The sequence below is a fragment of the Rubripirellula obstinata genome, from assembly GCF_001642955.1.
In the GTDB taxonomy this organism is placed as follows: domain Bacteria; phylum Planctomycetota; class Planctomycetia; order Pirellulales; family Pirellulaceae; genus Rubripirellula; species Rubripirellula obstinata.
This window is the reverse complement of record NZ_LWSK01000053.1, coordinates 20079-40290: the sequence shown is the minus strand read 5'-3', so window position 1 is coordinate 40290 and position 20212 is coordinate 20079. Positions and strand designations below refer to the sequence as shown.

16 protein-coding genes are annotated in these 20212 nt (G+C 52.7%); 9 read left to right on the top strand and 7 right to left on the bottom strand.

Features of this window, described 5'->3' with window-relative positions; genetic code table 11:
- Positions 1 to 517 precede the first annotated feature (517 nt).
- From RC85_RS14205 to RC85_RS14195, 3 genes are read right to left on the bottom strand one after another with little or no spacing between them, the layout of a single operon-like run.
- Complete coding sequence (locus tag RC85_RS14205; RefSeq protein WP_068264002.1) at positions 518 to 961, bottom strand: glycine cleavage system protein H; 444 nt, start codon at positions 959 to 961, stop codon at positions 518 to 520.
- A gap of 47 nt (positions 962 to 1008) precedes the next feature.
- Positions 1009 to 2334, bottom strand: coding sequence for a coproporphyrinogen-III oxidase family protein (locus tag RC85_RS14200; protein ID WP_068263981.1), 1326 nt, complete (start codon positions 2332 to 2334; stop codon positions 1009 to 1011).
- A gap of 52 nt (positions 2335 to 2386) precedes the next feature.
- Positions 2387 to 3514 carry an outer membrane protein assembly factor BamB family protein gene (locus RC85_RS14195; protein ID WP_068263978.1) on the bottom strand — a complete coding sequence of 376 codons (1128 nt, stop codon included), beginning with the start codon at positions 3512 to 3514 and terminating at the stop codon, positions 2387 to 2389.
- 417 nt (positions 3515 to 3931) lie between these two features.
- On the opposite strand from RC85_RS14195, the gene aroE reads away from it, so the two are divergent.
- Positions 3932 to 5422 (top strand): shikimate dehydrogenase, encoded by a 1491-nt coding sequence (gene aroE / locus RC85_RS14190; protein WP_068264000.1) that lies wholly within the window; start codon positions 3932 to 3934, stop codon positions 5420 to 5422.
- 10 nt (positions 5423 to 5432) lie between these two features.
- Positions 5433 to 5900 (top strand): GNAT family N-acetyltransferase, encoded by a 468-nt coding sequence (locus RC85_RS14185; protein ID WP_068263975.1) that lies wholly within the window; start codon positions 5433 to 5435, stop codon positions 5898 to 5900.
- Between the two features lie 41 nt (positions 5901 to 5941).
- On the opposite strand, the gene RC85_RS26290 is transcribed toward RC85_RS14185, so the two are convergent.
- Positions 5942 to 6079, bottom strand: coding sequence for a DUF2585 family protein (locus tag RC85_RS26290; RefSeq protein WP_084422675.1), 138 nt, complete (start codon positions 6077 to 6079; stop codon positions 5942 to 5944).
- A gap of 340 nt (positions 6080 to 6419) precedes the next feature.
- On the opposite strand from RC85_RS26290, the gene RC85_RS14180 reads away from it, so the two are divergent.
- Together RC85_RS14180 and RC85_RS14175 are read left to right on the top strand one after the other, a co-directional pair.
- Entirely contained in the window at positions 6420 to 7202 is a 783-nt protein-coding gene (locus RC85_RS14180; RefSeq protein ID WP_068263972.1) for a HEAT repeat domain-containing protein, read from the top strand.
- A 19-nt stretch (positions 7203 to 7221) separates the two neighbouring features.
- Positions 7222 to 8832 (top strand): SHD1 domain-containing protein, encoded by a 1611-nt coding sequence (locus RC85_RS14175; RefSeq protein WP_068263970.1) that lies wholly within the window; start codon positions 7222 to 7224, stop codon positions 8830 to 8832.
- Between the two features lie 3 nt (positions 8833 to 8835).
- Here the strand turns inward: RC85_RS14175 and RC85_RS14170 are convergent, their stop codons facing one another.
- The 3 genes from RC85_RS14170 to RC85_RS14160 form a co-directional block, all read right to left on the bottom strand.
- Positions 8836 to 9825 (bottom strand): sugar transferase, encoded by a 990-nt coding sequence (locus RC85_RS14170; RefSeq protein ID WP_261340472.1) that lies wholly within the window; start codon positions 9823 to 9825, stop codon positions 8836 to 8838.
- Entirely contained in the window at positions 9825 to 12221 is a 2397-nt protein-coding gene (locus tag RC85_RS14165; RefSeq protein ID WP_084422674.1) for a GumC domain-containing protein, read from the bottom strand. The genes RC85_RS14170 and RC85_RS14165 overlap by 1 nt, the downstream gene beginning before the upstream one ends.
- A 240-nt stretch (positions 12222 to 12461) precedes the next feature.
- Positions 12462 to 13202 carry a DUF2189 domain-containing protein gene (locus RC85_RS14160; protein ID WP_068263962.1) on the bottom strand — a complete coding sequence of 247 codons (741 nt, stop codon included), beginning with the start codon at positions 13200 to 13202 and terminating at the stop codon, positions 12462 to 12464.
- A gap of 136 nt (positions 13203 to 13338) precedes the next feature.
- On the opposite strand from RC85_RS14160, the gene RC85_RS14155 reads away from it, so the two are divergent.
- The 5 genes from RC85_RS14155 to recG all read left to right on the top strand — a co-directional run bounded on the left by RC85_RS14155 (position 13339) and on the right by recG (position 19786).
- Positions 13339 to 14298: a carbohydrate kinase family protein gene (locus RC85_RS14155; protein WP_068263956.1), complete on the top strand. Its 960-nt coding sequence runs from the start codon at positions 13339 to 13341 to the stop codon at positions 14296 to 14298.
- Positions 14299 to 14334: 36 nt separating this feature from the next.
- Positions 14335 to 15762 carry an ATP-grasp domain-containing protein gene (locus tag RC85_RS14150; protein ID WP_068263953.1) on the top strand — a complete coding sequence of 476 codons (1428 nt, stop codon included), beginning with the start codon at positions 14335 to 14337 and terminating at the stop codon, positions 15760 to 15762.
- A 155-nt stretch (positions 15763 to 15917) separates the two neighbouring features.
- Entirely contained in the window at positions 15918 to 17174 is a 1257-nt protein-coding gene (locus RC85_RS14145) for a M20 family metallopeptidase (protein ID WP_235033398.1), read from the top strand.
- A gap of 120 nt (positions 17175 to 17294) precedes the next feature.
- Complete coding sequence (locus tag RC85_RS14140; protein WP_200836792.1) at positions 17295 to 17642, top strand: hypothetical protein; 348 nt, start codon at positions 17295 to 17297, stop codon at positions 17640 to 17642.
- Entirely contained in the window at positions 17639 to 19786 is a 2148-nt protein-coding gene (gene recG, locus RC85_RS14135; RefSeq protein WP_068263941.1) for an ATP-dependent DNA helicase RecG, read from the top strand. Before RC85_RS14140 ends, recG begins: the two co-directional genes overlap by 4 nt.
- Positions 19787 to 20212 lie beyond the last annotated feature (426 nt).

Below are 20212 nucleotides of genomic sequence, written 5' to 3'. Positions count from 1 at the left end.
TACATGCTGGCGATCAGGGAAATGTGCCGTTGCCACTATGCTTCCCAGCGCTGCAGTTTGTGTTGTCTGCCATGGTGCAGCTTGCCCAATTTTGCTGCGTTGCAATGTTTTTCATCAGGCCAGGCTACGTCTGGGAACCAGAAAGTAGGCCGTAGCGAGCCATAGCGAGTTACGGCGTTGCGCACATTGCCGTAAATCGCTATGGCTCGCTACGGCCTACATGCTGGCGGTCAGGGAAATGTGCCGTTGCCACAATGCTTCACAGCGCAGCAGTTTGTGTTGTCTGCCATGGTGCAGCTTGCACAGTTTGCTGCGTTGCAATGATTTTCATCAGGCCAATCGGCAGCTCCCTGCCGGGTACGCGAGCACCCGGATGGCTGCCCCACATCAATTCTCTGTCTCGGTTTCGCGGCTACGCCGCGAAACCGAGACAGAGAATTGGTGAGATAGAACGCTGCCATCCGGGGATTTACATCCCCGGCAGAGAGCTTCCGTCCCTCCAGGACTAAACTGCGTCTTAAACGTTCGCTTGTCCCTTAATCGTTTTCTGGGCGACATCCCATGCGGCGACAAGATGTTCAGCATACTGGTCAGGTGACAAAAGCGAATCAGCCTGTCCTTGGTCCGCTTGGATTTCGATCAACCAGCCGTCGTCATAGGTGTCTGCATTGATGATCGAGGGATCGTCGAGTGCCACTTCATTGATCGCACTCATAACGCCTGCGATGGGGGCGTAGAGATCGCTTTCAGCTTTCTTGCTTTCGATTGAACCGATGTGTCCGCGTGATTTGACGTGGGTTCCAGGTTCAACAAGCCAGTCCAAAAAATAGACATCCTGCAGCAACCTTACCGCGTAAGCCGTCAATCCAAACCGATAGCTTTCGCCGCCAGTATTCATTGCCCACATGTGATTGGTCACATAAACGCGGTCGCCAGGAAACTTGGCGTTGTGTTCGCCCATTGCGAATTCAAACGCTTGGTCGTTGTTTGCGCCGTTTGCATTGCCGCTCACGTGTAGCGAACTCCTTGATGCTCGGGTTCAAAGAACGCTGGCAACAGTGAATCGACCCGCAACAATCCTTCGGTGGTCAATTCGATTCGATCGCCATTAACGTTGGCGAGATCCTGCTCGGCGTAGTCGTCCCAAACCGATTTCCAATGCTGCAAAACATCGACATCAAATTTGTTTTTGAAATACGCGGTGTCCAAGTAACCGCGTTTGAGCAACAGAATCATTTCACGAACGAGTTTCTGGTGATCGGTTGGACGGAATCCGCGGCCGAGTGGCAAGACGCCTGATTCAACAGTGGAAAGATACTTTTCCAAGTCAGCAACGTTTTGATAATGCACGCCGCTGGCGTGTCCAAAACTGGCGATGCCGGTGGCCAACAAATCAGCGCCTTGCCAAAGGTTATCGCGATAGCTGAAATTCACCTTGGCTGGATCTTTGACGACGGTGTAAGCACTGCTGACGCTGTATCCAACCTTCTGGAACTCGTCGAACGCGTACTCGACCCAATCACGTTTGGTTCGCCAATCCGCAACCGGGCTCTCGGTTTTGTTGCCAAGGATGTCTTTGCTGTAAACCGTATTGAACGGTAGTTCCATCTGGTAGATCGTCACGCTTTCGGGCGACAACTCAATGGTTTTTTCAACATTGATTTTCCAGTTTTCCCAGGTCTCGCCCACCATTCCTGAAATCAAGTCGATGTTGACGTTGGGGAAATCGGCATCCGTGATCCAGTCCCAAGCATTGAAGACTTGCTTGGAAAGGTGGGCGCGTCCGTTGTCTTCGAGAATTTTGTCGGAGAAATTTTCGATGCCCAAGCTGACTCGCGTGACTCCTAAGACGTCGCGAAGCGTTTTGACTTTCGTTTCGCTAAGCGTTCCGGGCTCACATTCAAAGGTGACCTCTTCGGCACCATCCCATGTGATGTGCTGACGCAGTCGGTCAGCCAACTTTGTCAGTTGTTTGGGAGAAAGAAAACTGGGGGTTCCGCCACCAAAGTAGACGAATCGAAACGGACGGTCGCTCATGATTTCCAATTCGCTGACCATCGAAATTTCGTTGCACAATGCATCGACGTACCGAGTGACTTCAGCCGCATTCACATCGGTGAAGACTTTGAAGTAACAGAACTTGCAACGTTTGCGGCAAAACGGAATATGCAGATAAAGGCCAAGCGGCGTCTTTTCGATCGCGGGCGAATGCAACGCCGTTTCCACCGCTGGCAATTGGTCCTTGTTCCACTGACTGTAAGGCGGATAGTTGGAAATGAAATAGCTGCCGACTTCTGTTTTTTCGGTACTGCTGGGTGGCGTTGAAGAGGACATGTTCTGAATTGGGTGGGAGTGTTTTGGTGGGAATGGCGTTGTTGTTCACAAGTCACTGTTTAGCTGAGACATCTTTTGATCCAAAGCAACGAACCACTCCTTTATCATCGGCGATGAACAAGTGTTGGTTCGCGATCGTTGGACCGGCAACAAAGGAACCGCGAATCTCGAAGCTCCATTTTGCGATCGATCCATCTTTGGTTTTCAATCGAACCAATCGGCCATCAGTTCCCGCGATGAAAACATCTTGACCGGCGATGACGGGTGACGCATCGGCGCGACGTCTCAGTGTGTAACGCCACAATGGCTTTCCTGTTTTGATTGATAACGCGTCTACCTGTTTTCTTGCACTGCTTAGGATAACGACTTGATCGGTCACTGCGGGACTGTTGCGGTACTCTTGTTGGGTTTCTTCGTCTTCGTGCATCCAGGTTTGCTTCTGTGTTTTCCAATCAAACGCGTACACGGCACCGTCCATGATCGGAACAAAAACTTGATCGCCTTGTACAGCCGGCGTGCTGCCGGTCGGACCACCAAGCGGCAAGGGTTCGGACGCGGCTTTGCCGGTGTCCAAATCGACAATATGCAGCTTTGCATCGCAACCGCCCAGGAAGGTTCGATTGCCAGCGACGGTCGGACTGCAACGAATCTGGTCGCCGGTTTCGTAAGTCCATTTCAGCGCGCCATCATTCAACTTGTAACAGTACAAGTTGCCATCCTGGCTGGCCGCTAAGACGGTGTCTTTGTAGAAGGTCACCGAGCCATTGATTTCGCCATCGGTTTTTGTTTGCCATTTCAAAGTCCCGTCGTCGGTGCTCATCGCGTAGACATTGCCGTCGAAGTCACCGATGACCAGGACTTCCCCTTGGACTGCTGGGGAAGCGATGAATCCCGTTCCAAAATCTTTGCTCCAGATCTTTGCACCGCTCTGCTGATCGATTGCAGTGACTTTCCCCATCACGTCGGCAACAAAGACGCGACCGCTTGAAACCGCCGGTGCTGCTTCGATCGCTTCGCCTGAATCGTATTCCCAAAGCACGGCAAGTTGATCGGGCAAAACCTGCTGTGGCAAGGCGTCAGCGGTGCAGTGATCGGTTGACCAAGTGAGCATTAAAGCCAGGAAACTTGCGATCACGATCGTTGGTCGAAGCTGAATCCAAAGTGATTTTGAAGGCATCATTCGAGCTGGATTCGGGTATCCGGGTGATTGATTGTTGAGAAGTCGATCGGCCGAGCACAGGTCGGGTTGCCCAATTCTACTCTCATTGGCAGCGAAAACTGATCGCTTTGGCTTTGTAGGTCGTATTTCGCAGCCCGAGGGTGTGCAGGCACGCTCTGATCTGCCGGAATCCCTGAAGTAGGCCGTAGCGAGTGGAGCGAGTTACGGCAGGACTGCAAAAAATGCCGTAACTCGTTTCGCTCGCTACGGCCTACAAAACGTTTGCTGAACAACATGCCTGCCACCCCTCATTCGAGATCGACCTAAAACCCCCCTCCACCTTGGGTGCTTGGTGTCTAACATGGTGAATTATTAAGCTGTGACATTGTTTGTTTGTTCACCATTTCCTTATTCATCGCCATCCGTGATCTGCCTTACATGATTTGCGTTACTCTGGGCCGCGCCCGCCACACCAAAATGATCAACGAGCACAAGGAGTTGGCCGACCAGGGGGCCGAGCTTGTGGAGTTGAGGACTGATTACATCGGCCGTGCGGTCAGCCTGAAACGATTATTGGACAATCGACCAACGCCCGTCGTGGTGACCGCTCGCCGCCGCGAAGATGGCGGCCGTTGGCTAAAAACGGAGGTCGAACGCATGACGCTGCTGCGCAGTGCGATCGCGGCCGGTGTCGAATACGTTGACATCGAAGCCGACGTGGCCGCCCAGATTCCTCGTTATGGAACCACCAAGCGAATCATCAGCTATCACAACTTCGAGGAAACGCCCGAGAATCTTGAAGAGCTGCATGCGGCGATGGCCGAAGAAGATGCTGACATCATCAAAATCGCGACCATGGCAAACGCCTTCGATGACAATCTGCGAATGATGGACTTGGTCAAAAATGCGAAGATTCCAACCATTGGAATTTGCATGGGCGAAATGGGGATGATCACGCGCATCCTTTCCGCCAAACTAGGTTCGCCCTTCACCTACGCGACGTTCAGTAAAGACAAAAAAATCGCGCCGGGATTATTGGAATGGAAGGAAATGAAATCGTTGTATCGTTACAACGAAATCAATGACGAAACTGCCTTGTTCGGAGTCGTCGCTGACCCGGTCGCGCATAGTTACAGTCCGATGATTCACAATCGAGCTTTCCAGGATCAGGGCATCAATGCACGGTACTTGCCGTTTCGGATTCCCAAGAGCGACTTGCGAACTTTTCTGATTCACTGCAAGGAGCTGGGGATTGAAGGCTTAAGCGTTACGATTCCGCATAAAGAGGGCGCGTTGCAGCATTGCAATCGAGCTGAATCGAGTGCGACCGGGATCGGTGCCGTCAACACGATGGTGTTTCAGGATAAAGATGTGTACGGGTACAACACCGACTATCGCGCGGCGATGGACTGCATTGAAGAACTGTTCAAGATCAAAAAAGGTACCGAGCGGCCGATGCAAGGAATGACGGCGTTGGTGATGGGGGCCGGTGGCGTTTCCCGAGCCATCGCTTGGGGGCTGAAACAACGTCAATGCGAAGTTCTGATTGCGTCGCGAACATTGGAACGGTCTCAAATCCTGGCCGCAGAAATCGGTTGCCGTGCGATCGAGTGGGACCAGCGGCACGACCAGCGGATCAACTTGTTGGTTAACGGAACACCGGTGGGCATGCATCCCGATGTGGATCGCAGCCCGTTTGACGCGGACGCGTTGAACCAATTCGTTGCCGTGTTTGACACCGTTTACAATCCAGAGAATACGCTTCTAATTAAGTACGCGAAGAAAGCAGAGTGCCGAATTATTACTGGGATCGACATGTTCGTTCGCCAAGCTGCTTATCAGTACAAATTGTTTACTGGCAAAGATGGCCCCAGCGATCTGATGCGTAAAACCATCAAGGAAGCGACCAACCCCGTTCAATTGAATTAGGTGATTCGACTTGTCCAAGACGTTACCGAAATTGCCACCTGCGGGTCTGGAAATTCGTCAGGCTGTCGCGGCCGATGCCGGCGTGATCCACGCTTTGCTACGTCCCTATGTGATGCAAAGTTTGCTGCTGGCAAGAACCGAAGCCGAGATCATTGAATTGACTCGCCATGGTTTCGTCGCCGAGATTCCCGCTGCGAATGACAAGCAACAGATCATTGGTTTTTCTGCGGTAGAGATTTACAGTCCCAAAATTTCTGAATTGCAATGCTTGGCGGTTCATCACCAACACCAGGGCACCGGTGTCGGCAAAGCGTTGGTGACCGCCTGCGTTGATCGGGCTCGTGAACTAGGGATCATGGAAGTGATGGCGATCAGTTCGTCCGAAGATTTCTTGAAGACCTGCGGCTTTGATTTCTCGCTGCCCAACCAAAAAAAAGCTCTCTTCTGCCAGTTAAAGCCCAGGCCCAAAGATTTGTAAGACTGAATCTGACTCGGTTCTAAACTACGAGTGCTACTCATTCAGTTCGGCATCTGCCACTGCTTTATCGCATCGATTGGGTAGACCAGCATGATGATGTTCAGCGACAGACTGTCGCGAACCGTCAGCAACATGCCCAATTCAAACACGACCAGAATTAAGACTGTAGCGTCCAACATCCCGCGATGTGACTGTTTCACAGCCTCTGTGAATCGTCGGTGAAAAGGAGACTGAGAAATTGGGCAAAACGATGGAGGGGCAAAACGATGCACTTGGTCGAATTTCTGTCCAACAATTCTGCACTTGTATCGTTCTGCCCCTCCATCGTTTTGCCCAAAAACTCCTTGGACACAAGAACGAGGGCTCGATCAGCCTGCTGGACACGAAAAGAGTTTAGAGAAATGGTTTCTGTATTGATCTTGGTTTGAGGTTTCTTGGTTTGTTACACCCGCATTGATGCGAATCGGCGCTGCGCAGGTACAGCGTGGCCACTCGTCATCACGAACGAGTTTCCCATTCATGTTGGTGCCTACTTTGACTGCTCACAATTCTGCCATTTATCAACTTGCCGTCCTGCTTGGCGTTGCCGCGATCATCGGCCCGCTTTCGGGTTGTCATGATGGGCCGATGTATGCCTTGAAGGCCGCGAATCCGTACTACGCGATGGGCGATTGGAAACGAGACAAAGAGCGGGGCGTCACTGATTATCAGCGGCGAGAAGAACTGATGACACTCGCCGAAACCATTGGGACAATGCCCGCCGAGCGGCAACAGACCTGGACCGAACACCTGACCGCGATGCTGGAGAACGATCAGAATCCGGAAATGCGTCGTTTAGCAATTCAGACCGCTGGCAACATGAACGCCGTACCCTCGATTGCTTTGATCGAAAAAGGGCTCGACGACGACAGCTTTAAAGTACGCATGGAAGCCTGTCGAGCGTTGGCGTCCGATGCAACTTTGGCATCAAATGAAGCCACCGAGGCGGCTCGTATGTTGGCTGCGACGGTCGGAACGGAAACCAATGATGACGTTCGCCGTGCTGCCATTTCGGCACTGGCGAATCACAAAAGTCCCATCGCGATTGATTCGCTGAAAACGGCGCTTCGTGATCGCAATCCCGCGACTCAAACGTTGGTGATCGATTCGCTTCGCGGGGTCACCGGCGAAAATCACGGCGATGACCCGCAAACGTGGATCGCTGCCCTGGACATCAAGCCCACTGGACCGGCGAACCCGGCAAATCCTATCGGTGAAGCAACGACGAAAATCGCTGATCGAGCCAACGATCTGTTTCGCTAATCTCAAAATAAATTCGCTGATGATTTTCAAACCAACTAGCGTTTCCCGATTTGCTACTTCAGCATTCGCGGTCGGCGCATTCTTTCTGATCGCGATACCGACCACCGCGACCGCTCAACAAGTCAACCGCGTCTGGGTGGATTCATCCGGTTTGCATTCGGTTGATGCGTCGCTGGTGCGAGTGACCGAGGATCAACAGTTCGTGATCCTAAGACGATCGGACGGCGGAACCGTGACGCTGATGATTGATCAGTTGAGTTTAGAAGATCGCGAATTCATTGATGATCACCTTCGACGCGACATCGAAGGCAATCGGCTAAGGCAACGACCACCCGAAGCGCCCGAGCATGACCCTTTGCCAGTTCTGGCACTAAGCACGACCGTCGATCAGGATCGCGTTTCGCCAAGTCTTGGTGGTCAACTGAACCTTGAATCAAACAACGTTGTTCGACCGCGACGCCAGTTGCCCGAGGAAGCCGAAGCTGATTGTTCGCCATGGTCAATCGGATGCACCGACGCTGTGATTTCAATTGATGAAATTGATTTTGCCGATGAAGTTTCTGCACCGATTCCGATCGTTGTTACGGATGATTGGCAAACACGTAAAACGTCGGTCGCCGTGTCGCTTAGCGAGCATACGCTGATTCCTGGCCAGGCCACCCGCCGTCAATTGCTCCGTTTCGATTTCGGCGATCAATCGTCGATCGTCGCGATGCAAAGCAAAGGCCGCGTGCGATTACTGGATCATCACATTGGCAGTGGCCGATCGTTGTTGTTGACCGGGCATGGAACCATGGGCGAAGGCGGTTCGATCGCGTTGGCCGAAGGCTGGAACGAAGACAACGTTCGTCAGATTTCCCAACAGCTATTGCCAGGTGCTGATTCCTCGGTGGGCCAGTCGCCACCGAAATTGTTGTGGGCAAACCTTGTCGATTCGCAGCATGTGATCGCCCAACTAAAGTCCAGCATCGTGCTTTGGAACTTGGTTTCTGGCGAGACCGTTTTTCGCATCGATCATGTGGACCCACGATCCGAACCAGCACTTTCAGAAGGCGGACGCTATCTGGCGGTCCCTGCCAGCGGAGCCGTTGATTTGTATGCGGTTGAAACTGGAAAGCCGCTTGGGCGGATCAAGGTGGAACCACAAATGCCGGGCGTTTCGTTTTCCCCCTACGGGAATGCGTTGGCGATCGTGACTTCACGTCGTTTGCGAATCTGGAATTTGGTAGACGCGGCGTTGGATGCCGACATTTCTAGTCGCGAAAGCTTTGGTCAAGGTGCCCCAACGTGGATCGATCATGACATGCTGCTTAGCAGCAACGGAATTCTGGCAAGCCAGTTTCGCGGGCTTCCAATCTGGAAATACGACCTTGCGGCTGCGAAGGTAACACGCGTCGGCAAACACGTCGCGATTGTCCGAAAAGAACCTTGGTCACAATTGGTAACGATGCAGTTGCCCCACCAAAGCGCTAAGCGAATCTTGAAGCAACTTGACGCGACTTCTATCAAGGTTGATGAATCGGATTGGCGCATTCCTGGACGAAGCACATGGGATGGTGGTGCCTGGGTCGATCGATCCAGAGCCGATCGATCGCTGCGAGTGAGTCGGAATCCTAGCAGTCGTCGGTGATGATCAGGCGACCTCGCTATCAGCCTTCGTACTTGGCGAAGCTGACATTCGTTCTTTCTTCAAAGCCTGAGCCGGGTGAATGTACAGACGACTATCAGAAATCGTTTCGGTGGAATGATCATCCCATAAACTTTTCTTGACGGGATGAATCGTCTTTTGAATTTTGGCTAGTCTGGACTTGACCAACTGCAGCGTGATGTGCGGAACCGTTTTGGCAAGCAATCCAAAATCGCGAACGAAACTGGTGCCGCTAATGTATTCCAGATCGCATTGGACTTTTTTGGGCACGCCCGCAATCGATTCGTCGTAACCCAATCGCAATTGTGCCAAACCAGTGATGCCTGGACGGACCTGGCTGCGAAGATCGTAGCTGGGGATCTCTGCCGACAGCCGCTTGACGAACTCGGGTCTTTCGGGACGTGGTCCAATCAGATTCATGTCGCCCGTCAACACATTTAGGAACTGCGGCAGTTCATCCAGGTGCGTTTGTCGAAGCCAATGTCCTAGGGCGGTCACTCGCGTGTCACCCGCACTGCTCCACACAGCACCCGTGCTGGCTTCCGCATCGCGTTGCATCGTACGGAATTTCCAGATCTGGAATAGGTCGCCGCCTTTACCGACACGAACTTGGCGAAAGAAGATCGGACGACCGTCCAAAACCAAGACAGCGATCGCGACGATGATCATCAATGGAGTTGCCACCAGTAACAATCCCGCGGTGATTAATCGGTCGACCCATGTTTTGACGCGAAAGTAACTCGCGGGCTCCGCATTTTCCAGATGAAAAGAATGTTCGCTTGAGTAAGTCTTGGAACTGTTTTTTGAGCTTCCCAAGATAGATGGAATCGGGTTTTCGCATGCTTCCGGCAGGTTGTCGCGAGTCAACGACGCTGCCCCCGGCGGCAGTTCTTCTGCTGCGGGATGTACGTAAAACTGAGAGGCGGAAACAACTGAAGTCGAGACCGAGCCAGAATTCGCTAGTGGGGATGGCATCATGTTTCCGCAGAGTCCGGTTGCGAGTTCGAGTTGCTAGACGATTCAACTAAGTTGCGATTCTTGTGGTCCGATTGGACTCTTCTAATTTCATCTTGCAAATCACTAATCTGACGCCTAAGTTCATGCTCTTCGAAACTATCTGAAGGCTGAACTTCGCCAATTTGCTTCGTGGAGGCCGTTGTTGCCGGTGCTGTTGCGTCTGCTCGACGAGCCGGTTTTGGTTTTCGGGTGGCGGTAGGTTTATCGGAGATTTTCAGGCGAGCTAATCGTTTTCCGCTGTGATAGATGCAACCGCTTAGCGGGACTCCGATGCTTTGAGCTGTTTCTTCGCATCGAAGTAGTTGGTCCCATCGGCTCTTGTTGACGAAAGATGCAAACACACTGTGATCGGCTTCGGCGGCCAGCAGCACGCTTTCGGCAGATCTCATCAATGATGGGCCATTGATCACAATGACGTCATACCGATCACGCATCACATCTAAGACACCACGCAGCGATCGCGGGTCAATCCACCACTGTTGATTATCCGAAGGGCCAATCGGCAGAAAATCGATGTCGGGATTGTCCGTTGAAATCAGGATTTGGGAAACGGCTTCGTAGGCTGGTGTCTCATCGATTCGGGGCATCTGCCGAATTCCGATTGATTGATCAGCGCCGAGGGTCTGGCTTAAAAGTCCACGATCGGTGTCACAATCGATCAGCAAAACAGTTCGTTGGAATCCTGCGAGCAGCACCGCCATTTCTTGGGACACCAAATGCCTTGGCTCCGCCGTGATGCAGCTTGTCACCATTAAGGACTTGGTTTGGGATGAATGCAGGTCGCGTAAAATTAGTCGCGTTGCCGCCTCACGGACTCCGCTGCTTGGTTGGCGATCCTTAAAGCCAAAGATGCGACCGGCTTTTTGTTTCCAGCCGCTTTCTCGATGAGTTTGGCTTGATGGCGAAGTGGCTGCACCAAAAAGGGGATAGGCGGATACCGTTTGAATGTCTTCCGGGCATCGAACGCGGCAGTCGCGCCATTCCAAATGGCCGACACACAGGATCACCAACAACCAACCACCCAGCCCGGCGATTGCGACACCACGAAACTGGGTCGCCCGATTCGCTTTCCCAGGCAGCGAGGCCAGCGAGATCAGAGTCACGCGAGGCTGCGAGTTCACTTCGATCCGGTGCTCTTGCAGAGCCTTCCACAAACTGTCGGCCAATCCGCTAAGCCGACGGATTTCGTGACGGGACATGTCCAGTGGAACGGCAGTTCTAGCGGCAACCTCGGTCGTTCCAGGATCATATTCGGCTAATTGCTTTCGCAAAAATTCGATTTCAATTCGATTGAGCTCAACTTCTTGCTTCAAACTTGCGATCGAAGACTTTTTCTCAGAATGATTCTCTTGGCGAAGTTTTCGAGTCAGTTCTGTTCGGCGAAGATCGACCAACGCTTCCAGTTCAGCCACGTAGTAGTCGCGTTGTCGGATCAATCGGGATAGCTGAGGCGAACTTGGGTTCGCGGCGATTTGATCCATTTGCTGAATCTGTAGTTCGATTTCAGCGACTCGTTTGCGAGCCAAAGCGACCTGCGGTTCTTGTTGCAGTCGAAAATCCAACGAGGTTTCATTGTCGGCCTCGGCATCCTGATGCAAATGCATTTCGGTGAGCCGTGCTCGCAATTGATTGCCTTTGAGTTCCGCAGCGTGCAACCGACGAGAATGTTCGCGGAAGGCTTGGAATTGCATTTCATCGCGAAGCGTCATGGTTGCTGCGCTGTCGGACCCAACGTCAATCGCAACTTTCCGAAGCTTGTTCCAAGCCAAATCCAGTTCTCGGTCGGCTTGTTCCGCCGCAATCCGCAATTGCTGCTCTCGAACTTGGCGATCGTGTGCTAAGCGCTTTGTGATTTCCGCTAGGTAGGAACGAGTGGTCGCATTGCACAGCGCCTGAGCGACTTCGGGGACTCCATGCTTGACGGTGATGCTCATCACCTCGGAACCCGGCTGAGTGACCGCACTCAATTGCCCGCTCAACCACTTCACGCGCTCAGCTTCTGGAATCAGCTCGAGATACGCAGCGGCTTCAGCGTCCTGAATTGCTGCTCGCAAAACTTGCGGCGACTGTACCAGCTTGGTTTGTGTACGAAAGAATGCTGTGTCCTCGGACCGTGACGTTTGCGGTGCAAAGATCACCGATTGCTTTTCTCGCACTCGGACCAATCCATCGGCTTGATACACCGGTGGGATCAACACCCAGGCAACCATCGCGAACGCCGTTGCAGCGGTTACGCTAAAGACAGTGGTCAGCAACAAATGTCTACTACATGCGACAAATAGATCGTTCAACTCTGGAAGCCCGCGTTTGCGGGCCAAAAGCCGTTGACGATCGTGTGTGGCGGTAGATGGCATTGAAAATCATGATGACATGGACGACCGACGTAAGCCGCCGACCAAGGTCTCGCAACCTTTGGTTTTCGCAAGATCGCTCAGTGTTTAGACACCAGCGTCCTACATCCTCACTTCGACACCCATTGCCGTCTTGTCGATTCAAACCACTCCACGTCCTAAAATGTGAAAGAGCCCTACAAGCTGAATTCGCAAAGATTCAGATCAAATTGTTTGATTCTGATCGTCGGGTTAGAAAGAAGGTCAAAGCTGGGCTTCCAGCGGAAAAATGTCGCGGTAGATAAGGAAAAGTGACGCGAACAATACTGGAAGAAAGAAGAACAGCGGGATGTAGCACATGATCATCAATACGATTGATACAACCGTCGTGATAATCAAATAACCAAGTAATCCGAACAAGTTAACACGGACGGCTTTCAGGCTAAGCTTCACCGCATCGATCCCTGAAACGTTGCGATCCGCGATCAACTGGAACGTGAACATAAAAGGTAGGACGATCAGCATGTTGACCAACAACAGGACGACGTAAAAGGCAAACATTAACGCAAACAGAGCGATCGGAGGCCCGTCGTTGGGGCCGTTTTGTTGTGGATCGATCAGGAACATCATCGCGACGACGAACACCAACATCAGCGGTATAATCACAACGAATGTTGCCGCAATGATCACCAGTGTTGCGATGAATGATTCTTTGAACGAGTCGAAGCCTTGGAACAGTTTGGCAAACTCAACCGTTTCGCCCCGTTCGCGAGCCAGGAAGCAAAGGTAGATGCCGACCAGCATGGGCCCCATGATGATTCCGAAGGGAACCGCCGAAGCGATTAGCATCCCGACCAAACTGAGCCCAAAGAACAACCAGTATTGACCGCTAATGAAATCGTAGCCTCGCTGCAACAACTCGAACGGTCGAACTTTCACCCTGCGAATTTCAGGATCGTAAACGGGTGTCGTTGCGGCTGGCTGATAGGGATTTGCTTGACTCATTGGATTGCCGATTTGATGAAAGATGGAAACGACGGGTATGCTGCATATCACGCAGCCAGCTTGCTTAATCCGCAAAGCAGATCTTACCACTTCTATCGGCTTTGGCGTATTGAGATCCTCGCTCCCATTCGATTGTATGAAATTCGCTAAAAAACAATCAATCGAGATCGTTGGAATCGGTGTTTCGGTATTGGATTTGGTCATGGTCGTCGATGACCTGCCGGGGGAAGAAGAAGTCCTGGAAGCGATCGATCGGTTTTCGGGGTTGGGCGGCGGAGTTTCGGTCGCGATGGCGACGGCGGCATCGATGGGAATCTCAACTGCGATGTTGGATTGCCTGGGGACTGACAACGTCTCGGATTCCATTGTTTGCCAGCTCGCAGACGCGGGCGTCGATACTCAATTGATTGATCGCGATGAAAACGTGTCCGCATCGCTTGCGACGGTTTGGGTCAAGCAGAGCAACGGTTCCAGGACCATTGTCTTCTCGCCAGGGAAATTCAAGGAAACTGAACCGCTTGATTTTCAGTGGACCGACCGTTGTGCGGAAATCGTTTCTGCAGCAAAGTTCTTGCATCTCAATGGTCGCCATTTCGACGCGTCGATGAAGGCCGTGGAAGTGGCGAAGCATTCGGGCGTGAAGGTTTCCTACGACGGTGGTGCCTATCGCTACCGGGCTGAGATTCTTCCCCTGGTCGAACAAGCAGACGTTTTCATTGTCTCGGAACATTTCGCACGGACTCATTGCGAATCGAAGTCAAAACGGAACGGGGTGTCGGATAGCCCAGCCTCGCTTTGCCAAGCTCTGATTCGTGATTTTGACTCTGAACTGGTCGGCGTGACTTGCGGTGATCGTGGCAGTTGGTTTGCGACGTCGGGTGGTGATGCGTTTCATCAACCAGCCGATCGGGTCGCCCAAGTTGTGGATACGACCGGATGTGGTGACACCTTTCACGGGGCCATGTTGGCAGCAATGGTACGCGGTCTACCTTTGCGAGCTTGTTCGGAGATCGCAGCCAAGGTTGCGGCGCACCAGGCGAAGCACTTGGGCGCGTTTTCGCCAACGATCAGCGGGCTGGGAATCTTGCCTGTATAATCAGACGAAACTTCGTGACTGATGCTTGGATGTGTGATGGTTCGCCAATCAAACGAGACAGCAGCGCCTTCGTTTATCGACACTGCTGGTCGATTGCCGCCGATGTGGGATCGGCGTGTGATATTTTTTGCCAATCTGTTGTCAATCTTTTTTGAAAACAAAGAACAGACCAAAGTACTGAGCGACCAAGTCGGCGAATTGGATTCCTACAGTGCTCGGTTGATTCCACTGGTCAATCTTCTGTTTCGCGGTTGCAGCGGTGGGCGGAACAATCACTTGGTGGTCGAGCGTCCGCCTGATCCCGCGTTGTGCAAATACTTGGAAAACGATCTCGGTCTTTCGTTGCCAGAATTGGTGGTGCTTGATCACAACAAATACTTGCAATGGGGCCAACGGTTGCGTCAGGAATCGGCCGCGGATCTTAGCCGGATTTTTGGTGAAGAAATTGATTCAAGCAAAAGCCTTTGTCTGGATGGCTATGTTACGGACGAAACACTAACGGCGCTAGCGTCCAAAATTGGATGCACGACAGTTTCGACAATGTCGGGAAGCCATGATGGAAACAATAAACTGTTGTTGCATCGGTTTCTTGCGGACCAGGGATTGCCGACACTGGACACTGTGATCGCTGAATCGGCAGACGACATATCCGGCTGTGCCGATCAGTTGTCGCAGCGAGGGTATTCGTCGGCCATTGTTCGGTCACAGATTGGTGCGTCGGGGATCGGAATGGTGAAGCTTTCCGGGCTTGGCGAAACTGAATGTCTGCCGCAGGTTCCGGATTACTTTTTCTACGAGGGCCCGTGCTTGGTGCAAGGTTGGTTGGCTGCGGGCGAACAAGGAATCCAGAGTCTGCGGAGTCCAAGCACCCAGTTGTTTCTTGACGAGACGACTGTGTATGCGTTTGACATGACCGAGCAAATCCTTAGCGATGATAGCGTCCATGAAGGAAACGAGTCGCCGCCTGCTTACCTTGATCAACTTCCCGATCTGCGGTCCGAAACCATTGCCCAGGCCGAGATTGTTGGCCGTTGGTTGCATCGAACGGGGTATCGTGGACCGGCCAGTATCGATTGGTTGGTGGTTGAAAGAAGCAGCGTGAAGGGTGATGTCGCAAAGATGGAAGTCTTTGTTTGCGAAATCAACGCACGGGTCACCGGCGCGACCTATCCATCGATTTTGGCAAAGCATTTTCATCCGTCCGGTGCATGGTTGTTAAGGAATTTACGATTGGGTGTTCCCGAAACGTCGGCTGCTTTGTTACAGATCTTTGAGAGTGCCGGGCATTTGTTTCATGCCGATAGTCATTCAGGGATTTTGCCGTTGAACTTTAACTTTGGCCCTGATGGTTTGGTTCACAAAGGACAATTCATTTGCATTGGCGACAGCACTGAACAATGTCATCATCTTCTGCATTTGGCCCAGCAAGATTTACCTGGGAGTTGGAATGCTGATCGCGATTGAATGGTGCCAAAATCTGTACTCCTTGGTGAACACCACCATCGTCTTCCAACGCGCACCGTGGGAGGTCGGACGTTCGGGCGGCCGGGCTGGGGCTGCGCAATCAATCGCAAACCCTCTCCCACGCTTTGGCTGGACCTTTCCCGCAAGCGGTAGAGGTGAATTCCGCAGCAAATGTGTGCTTCGTAAAACTCGGGTGCAACCTGATGGGTGGCGTTGGCCAAGAAGTGTCCCAAGATCCGCAATTTGAAATTAGGCAAGCCGTGACTGACAACGACGAAAACCTACGATCACGTTTAACGTCACTGACACGTGATCTTGTTTTGATCCCAAGTACCGAGAGTCGTCCAGCCGAACGTAAACGCTGTTTCGAGTTTTTAGAACACCATCTTGATGCAACCGAGGGCGTTCAGTTGGACTCTTATTACCAGGGCGGTCACCAATCCTTGGTCGTTCGACCTTACGATCAACCTTCGCCCGAGATTTTGCTGTGCGGGCACATTGATGTGATCGAGCACTCCGAACCGGATTGTTATCACTCACGTGTCGAATCGGGGCGGATCTACGGACCGGGCAGCGGAGACATGAAGGGTCAGATTGCGATCATGGTCGAACTGATGCGAACGCTTCACAAACGGCATCCGGGAATTGGCCTTGGACTTGCCATTACTTCGGACGAAGAGATTGGCGGAGCGGATGGTGTTGAGTTTCTGGTCAACGAAATTGGACTTCGTTGTGGTCAAGTCATTATTCCTGATGGTGGGTCACTGACGGATATTACGGTGGCCGAAAAAGGTGTCATTCACGCTCGGGTCACTCAACTTGGACGCGCCGCTCATGGTGCTAGGCCTTGGTTGGGTGAAAACGCGGTGCAGAAATTGATCCATCAGTTATCGCGTTTGAACCAGCACTTCGAAGGCTATTGGCCTGACGAGCCAATCGAAGAACAAGCCAATCATTGGTTCCCGACGTGCAGCATCACCATTTTCGAGACAGAGAACACGACGGCGAACCGAATTCCGTCGCAGGCATCCGCGATGATTGATGTTCGCTTCCCGCCGCCGCATACCGTGGCATCAATGTTGGCGGAAATTATCGGCGTCTTGGATTCAGGCGATCCAGTTATGGGATCCACGGGCGTCTTGGATCCGTTGATGACCGCGGAACCAACCGATTTGAATCCTGATTCGTTGTTCTGCGACATCACCGAGGCGATTACCGGTCAAACAATCCGAAAAGTTCGTGCATCGGGTGGCAGTGACAGTCGATTTTTTTGCGATCATGCGATCCCGGTCAATTTGTCTCGGCCTTGGGTTGGCAATCTGCACGCGATTGATGAATGGATCGACATTGATTCGATGCTGACTTATTTTAAAATCTGCGAGCAATACATCGAGCGACGGCTGGGGTGTTGAACTTGTCCAAACTATGTTGTCTAGCTGATCAAGATGATCTAACTGATCAAGATAACCGGCGGCGATGTCCGACCGGATCGCGACGAAACCCCAACAAGCAATGCATCACCGGAGCCCATCGTGGCGAAGAAAAAACGTATTCCTCATAAATTCCAACCTTGGATCGACGCCAGAAAAAATTTCAAGCTGTCGGATGCACATATTCAAATGGCTCGGGAATTGGGGCTAAGCCCAAAACGGTTCGGCAAGTACGCCAATCGCAAAGAAGAGCCGTGGAAATTGCCGCTGAAAGAGTTCATCGAAACGCTCTACGAAAAACAGTTCAATCGGTCCGGTCCTGAAAAAGTCATGACGATTGAAGAAATGGCCGCCCAGCACATGGCGAAGCGAGAGGCGAAGAAGGCGGCGAAGGCAGCGGAAGCAAAAGAGTCTGTTAGCGAAGACACAGCAAACGAAGACGCTTCATGACAACGGATCACGCGGGCACGAGTCTCAACACGTCGTTGGCATCGCTGCCGGCGATCGGTCAAGTGCGCGCTGGCAAGTTGCAAAAAATTGGACTGGGCACGGTCCGCGACTTGTTGTTTCTTTTTCCACGCGACTACGAATTCCCCGCTCCGCCGACTGCCGTGACGGATTTGCGTGAAGGTGTTCCAGCATCGTTGGTGGGCACGATCGCTGATGCAGAGATCGTTTCGCGATCAGTTGGCAAATCCGTGTTCGGCGCGATCGTTGAAAATGAAACCGGTTCGGTAAGGATCCTGTTTTTCAACCAACCTTTTCGCGCCGAATCGATCAAGTTTGATCGCCGAGTCATGATTTCGGGGACTCCAAAGCTGAGTGGTTTGCGGATGGAGTTCGTTCATCCGCAGGTCACGATCCTGGGTGATGAAGATGAGATCACCAAGCCGCGGATCCTGCCGGTCTACCCGCTGACCGAAGGGATCAAGCAGATTGAAATGCGACGGCTCGTTTGGGACGTCGCTCATGGCATGTTTGATTCCCTGACGGAAGTCATGCCGCCTGCGCTGCGAAAAGCTGCGGCGGTTCGTCTGTCTGAAATTGGAATCATTGTTGGCGAGAGTCTGCCTGAGATCGGGACGGCGCTTTCGGATCTGCATCGGCCACCTGATGAAGCCGCCTTGGTCGCCGCGCGGACGCGATTGGTCTTCCAGGAATTGTTTGCGATGCAACTGGCGCTCGCCATCAAGCGTCGAAGGTTGACGACCGAATTGAGAGCCCCGCCGCTAACATCGACGGCGATGATTGACGCCCGAATCGTGAATCGGTTTCCGTTTGAATTGACGGGGGATCAGCGACGGACGATTGACGAGATTCGCGGTGACATGGCCTGTCAATTTCCAATGAATCGATTGCTGCAGGGCGATGTGGGAAGCGGTAAAACAATCGTTGCCATCTACGCGATGATGTTGGCGGTCGCGAATGATCATCAAGCTGTTTTGATGGCACCAACGGAAGTCTTGGCGAGACAACACTTTGAAACTTTGAACAAGACTCTGGAAGGATCAAAGGTCCGAATAGGTCTGCTATGTGGTTCGTTGTCCGCCGGTGAAAAACGGACCGTGATTGAAGAGATTGCCAGCGGAGAAATTGATTTGTTGGTAGGAACGCAGGCGTTGCTATACGGCGAGATTGATTTCAAACGGTTGGGCGTTTGCGTGATCGACGAACAGCATAAATTCGGCGTGGCACAGCGAGTGAAATTACGTTCGGGCGGCATCGATCCGCACTATTTGGTCATGTCAGCGACGCCAATCCCGCGCAGCGTGGCGATGACCATGTTTGGTGATGTGGAATTGAGCACACTGCGTGACAAACCACCTGGGCGCGGGAAGGTGAACACGTACTTGGGTCGCGGGCAGTGGAAACAACGGTGGTGGGCATTTGTGCGAGAGCGTCTGGACGAAGGACGTCAGGCGTTTGTCGTGGCACCGCGAGTTTCGGCGGTCGAAGCGTCCGAGGATGACGACGCCAACGAAGACATTGCATCAGTGGAATCGGTGTTCGAAGAGTTATCGACGGGGCCGTTGAAAGATTATCGTGTCGGTCTGTTGCACGGTCGGATGCCGGCCGAAGAGAAACAGTCGGTGATGCAGCAGTTTGCAACGGAGCAGTTGCAGGTGTTGGTCAGTACGACCGTGATTGAGGTAGGAATCAATGTTCCCAACGCGACCGTGATGACGATTTTGGGGGCACAGCGATTCGGATTGGCTCAGTTGCATCAATTGCGTGGACGCATTTCGCGGGGATCGCATGCGGGGCACGTTTGCGTTTTCACGGACGGTGAAATCGAGCCTGAGGAGAATGAACGGCTGAAGGTTTTAGAGGAAACTCACGATGGCTTTGAATTGGCCGAAGCCGATTTTCGCTTGCGTGGTCCAGGTGATTTGTTGGGCCGACGGCAAAGCGGAATGCCGCCCATGTGGATCGCTGATCTGGTCCGCGATGTCGAGATCCTAGCGCTCGCCCGATCGATGGCGCAAGAAATGATCGAAGAGGATCCTGAATTGTCAGCCAGTGACCTGGCCGCACTCCGCGACCAAGTCTTCCGTCGCTATGCAAAGCGTTTAGACCTTGGCGACGTGGCTTAGAAATTGTCCAGCTTAGATGGTGCCTTGAATGCAGCGCAAACCCGACAATCTAGCCGCGGAGCGGTGACAGCCCTTTGCCGGGTGCGTAGCACCCGGATCATGCGCCCCCTATTTGTCTGAGCCTCGATCGATCGGCGGCAAAGCCGCCGATCGATCGAAGCTCAGAGTAGTTTTTGTTGCATTGTTTCCGGGTGCTTCGCACAACGCCGTAAAGGGTTTCTAAACCGTTTAACCGCGTGGGCATCGCCCCGCGCGTCCATGCGGGGCGAAACGCGCGGGGCGATGCCCACGCGGTTAAACGAACTAACCCGTATTTTTAGGGGCCAAAACTCTTCACGGCGTTGGGCTTCGCACCCGGCACCGAGCTTTCGTCCCTCCAGGACTAGCAGAGCCTGCACGGCGGCACGCTCAGGATCCAGCCCGGAC

Coding starts and splice junctions, on each gene's coding strand:
- RC85_RS14170 (WP_261340472.1), bottom strand. CDS start 9,825: ATGCCATCCCCACTAGCGAATTCTGGCTCGGTCTCGACTTCAGTTGTT.
- RC85_RS14150 (WP_068263953.1), top strand. CDS start 14,335: ATGGTTCGCCAATCAAACGAGACAGCAGCGCCTTCGTTTATCGACACT.
- RC85_RS14180 (WP_068263972.1), top strand. CDS start 6,420: ATGTTGGTGCCTACTTTGACTGCTCACAATTCTGCCATTTATCAACTT.
- aroE (WP_068264000.1), top strand. CDS start 3,932: ATGATTTGCGTTACTCTGGGCCGCGCCCGCCACACCAAAATGATCAAC.
- RC85_RS14200 (WP_068263981.1), bottom strand. CDS start 2,334: ATGTCCTCTTCAACGCCACCCAGCAGTACCGAAAAAACAGAAGTCGGC.
- RC85_RS26290 (WP_084422675.1), bottom strand. CDS start 6,079: ATGTTGGACGCTACAGTCTTAATTCTGGTCGTGTTTGAATTGGGCATG.
- RC85_RS14165 (WP_084422674.1), bottom strand. CDS start 12,221: ATGCCATCTACCGCCACACACGATCGTCAACGGCTTTTGGCCCGCAAA.
- recG (WP_068263941.1), top strand. CDS start 17,639: ATGACAACGGATCACGCGGGCACGAGTCTCAACACGTCGTTGGCATCG.
- RC85_RS14175 (WP_068263970.1), top strand. CDS start 7,222: ATGATTTTCAAACCAACTAGCGTTTCCCGATTTGCTACTTCAGCATTC.
- RC85_RS14155 (WP_068263956.1), top strand. CDS start 13,339: ATGAAATTCGCTAAAAAACAATCAATCGAGATCGTTGGAATCGGTGTT.
- RC85_RS14205 (WP_068264002.1), bottom strand. CDS start 961: ATGGGCGAACACAACGCCAAGTTTCCTGGCGACCGCGTTTATGTGACC.
- RC85_RS14195 (WP_068263978.1), bottom strand. CDS start 3,514: ATGATGCCTTCAAAATCACTTTGGATTCAGCTTCGACCAACGATCGTG.
- RC85_RS14160 (WP_068263962.1), bottom strand. CDS start 13,202: ATGAGTCAAGCAAATCCCTATCAGCCAGCCGCAACGACACCCGTTTAC.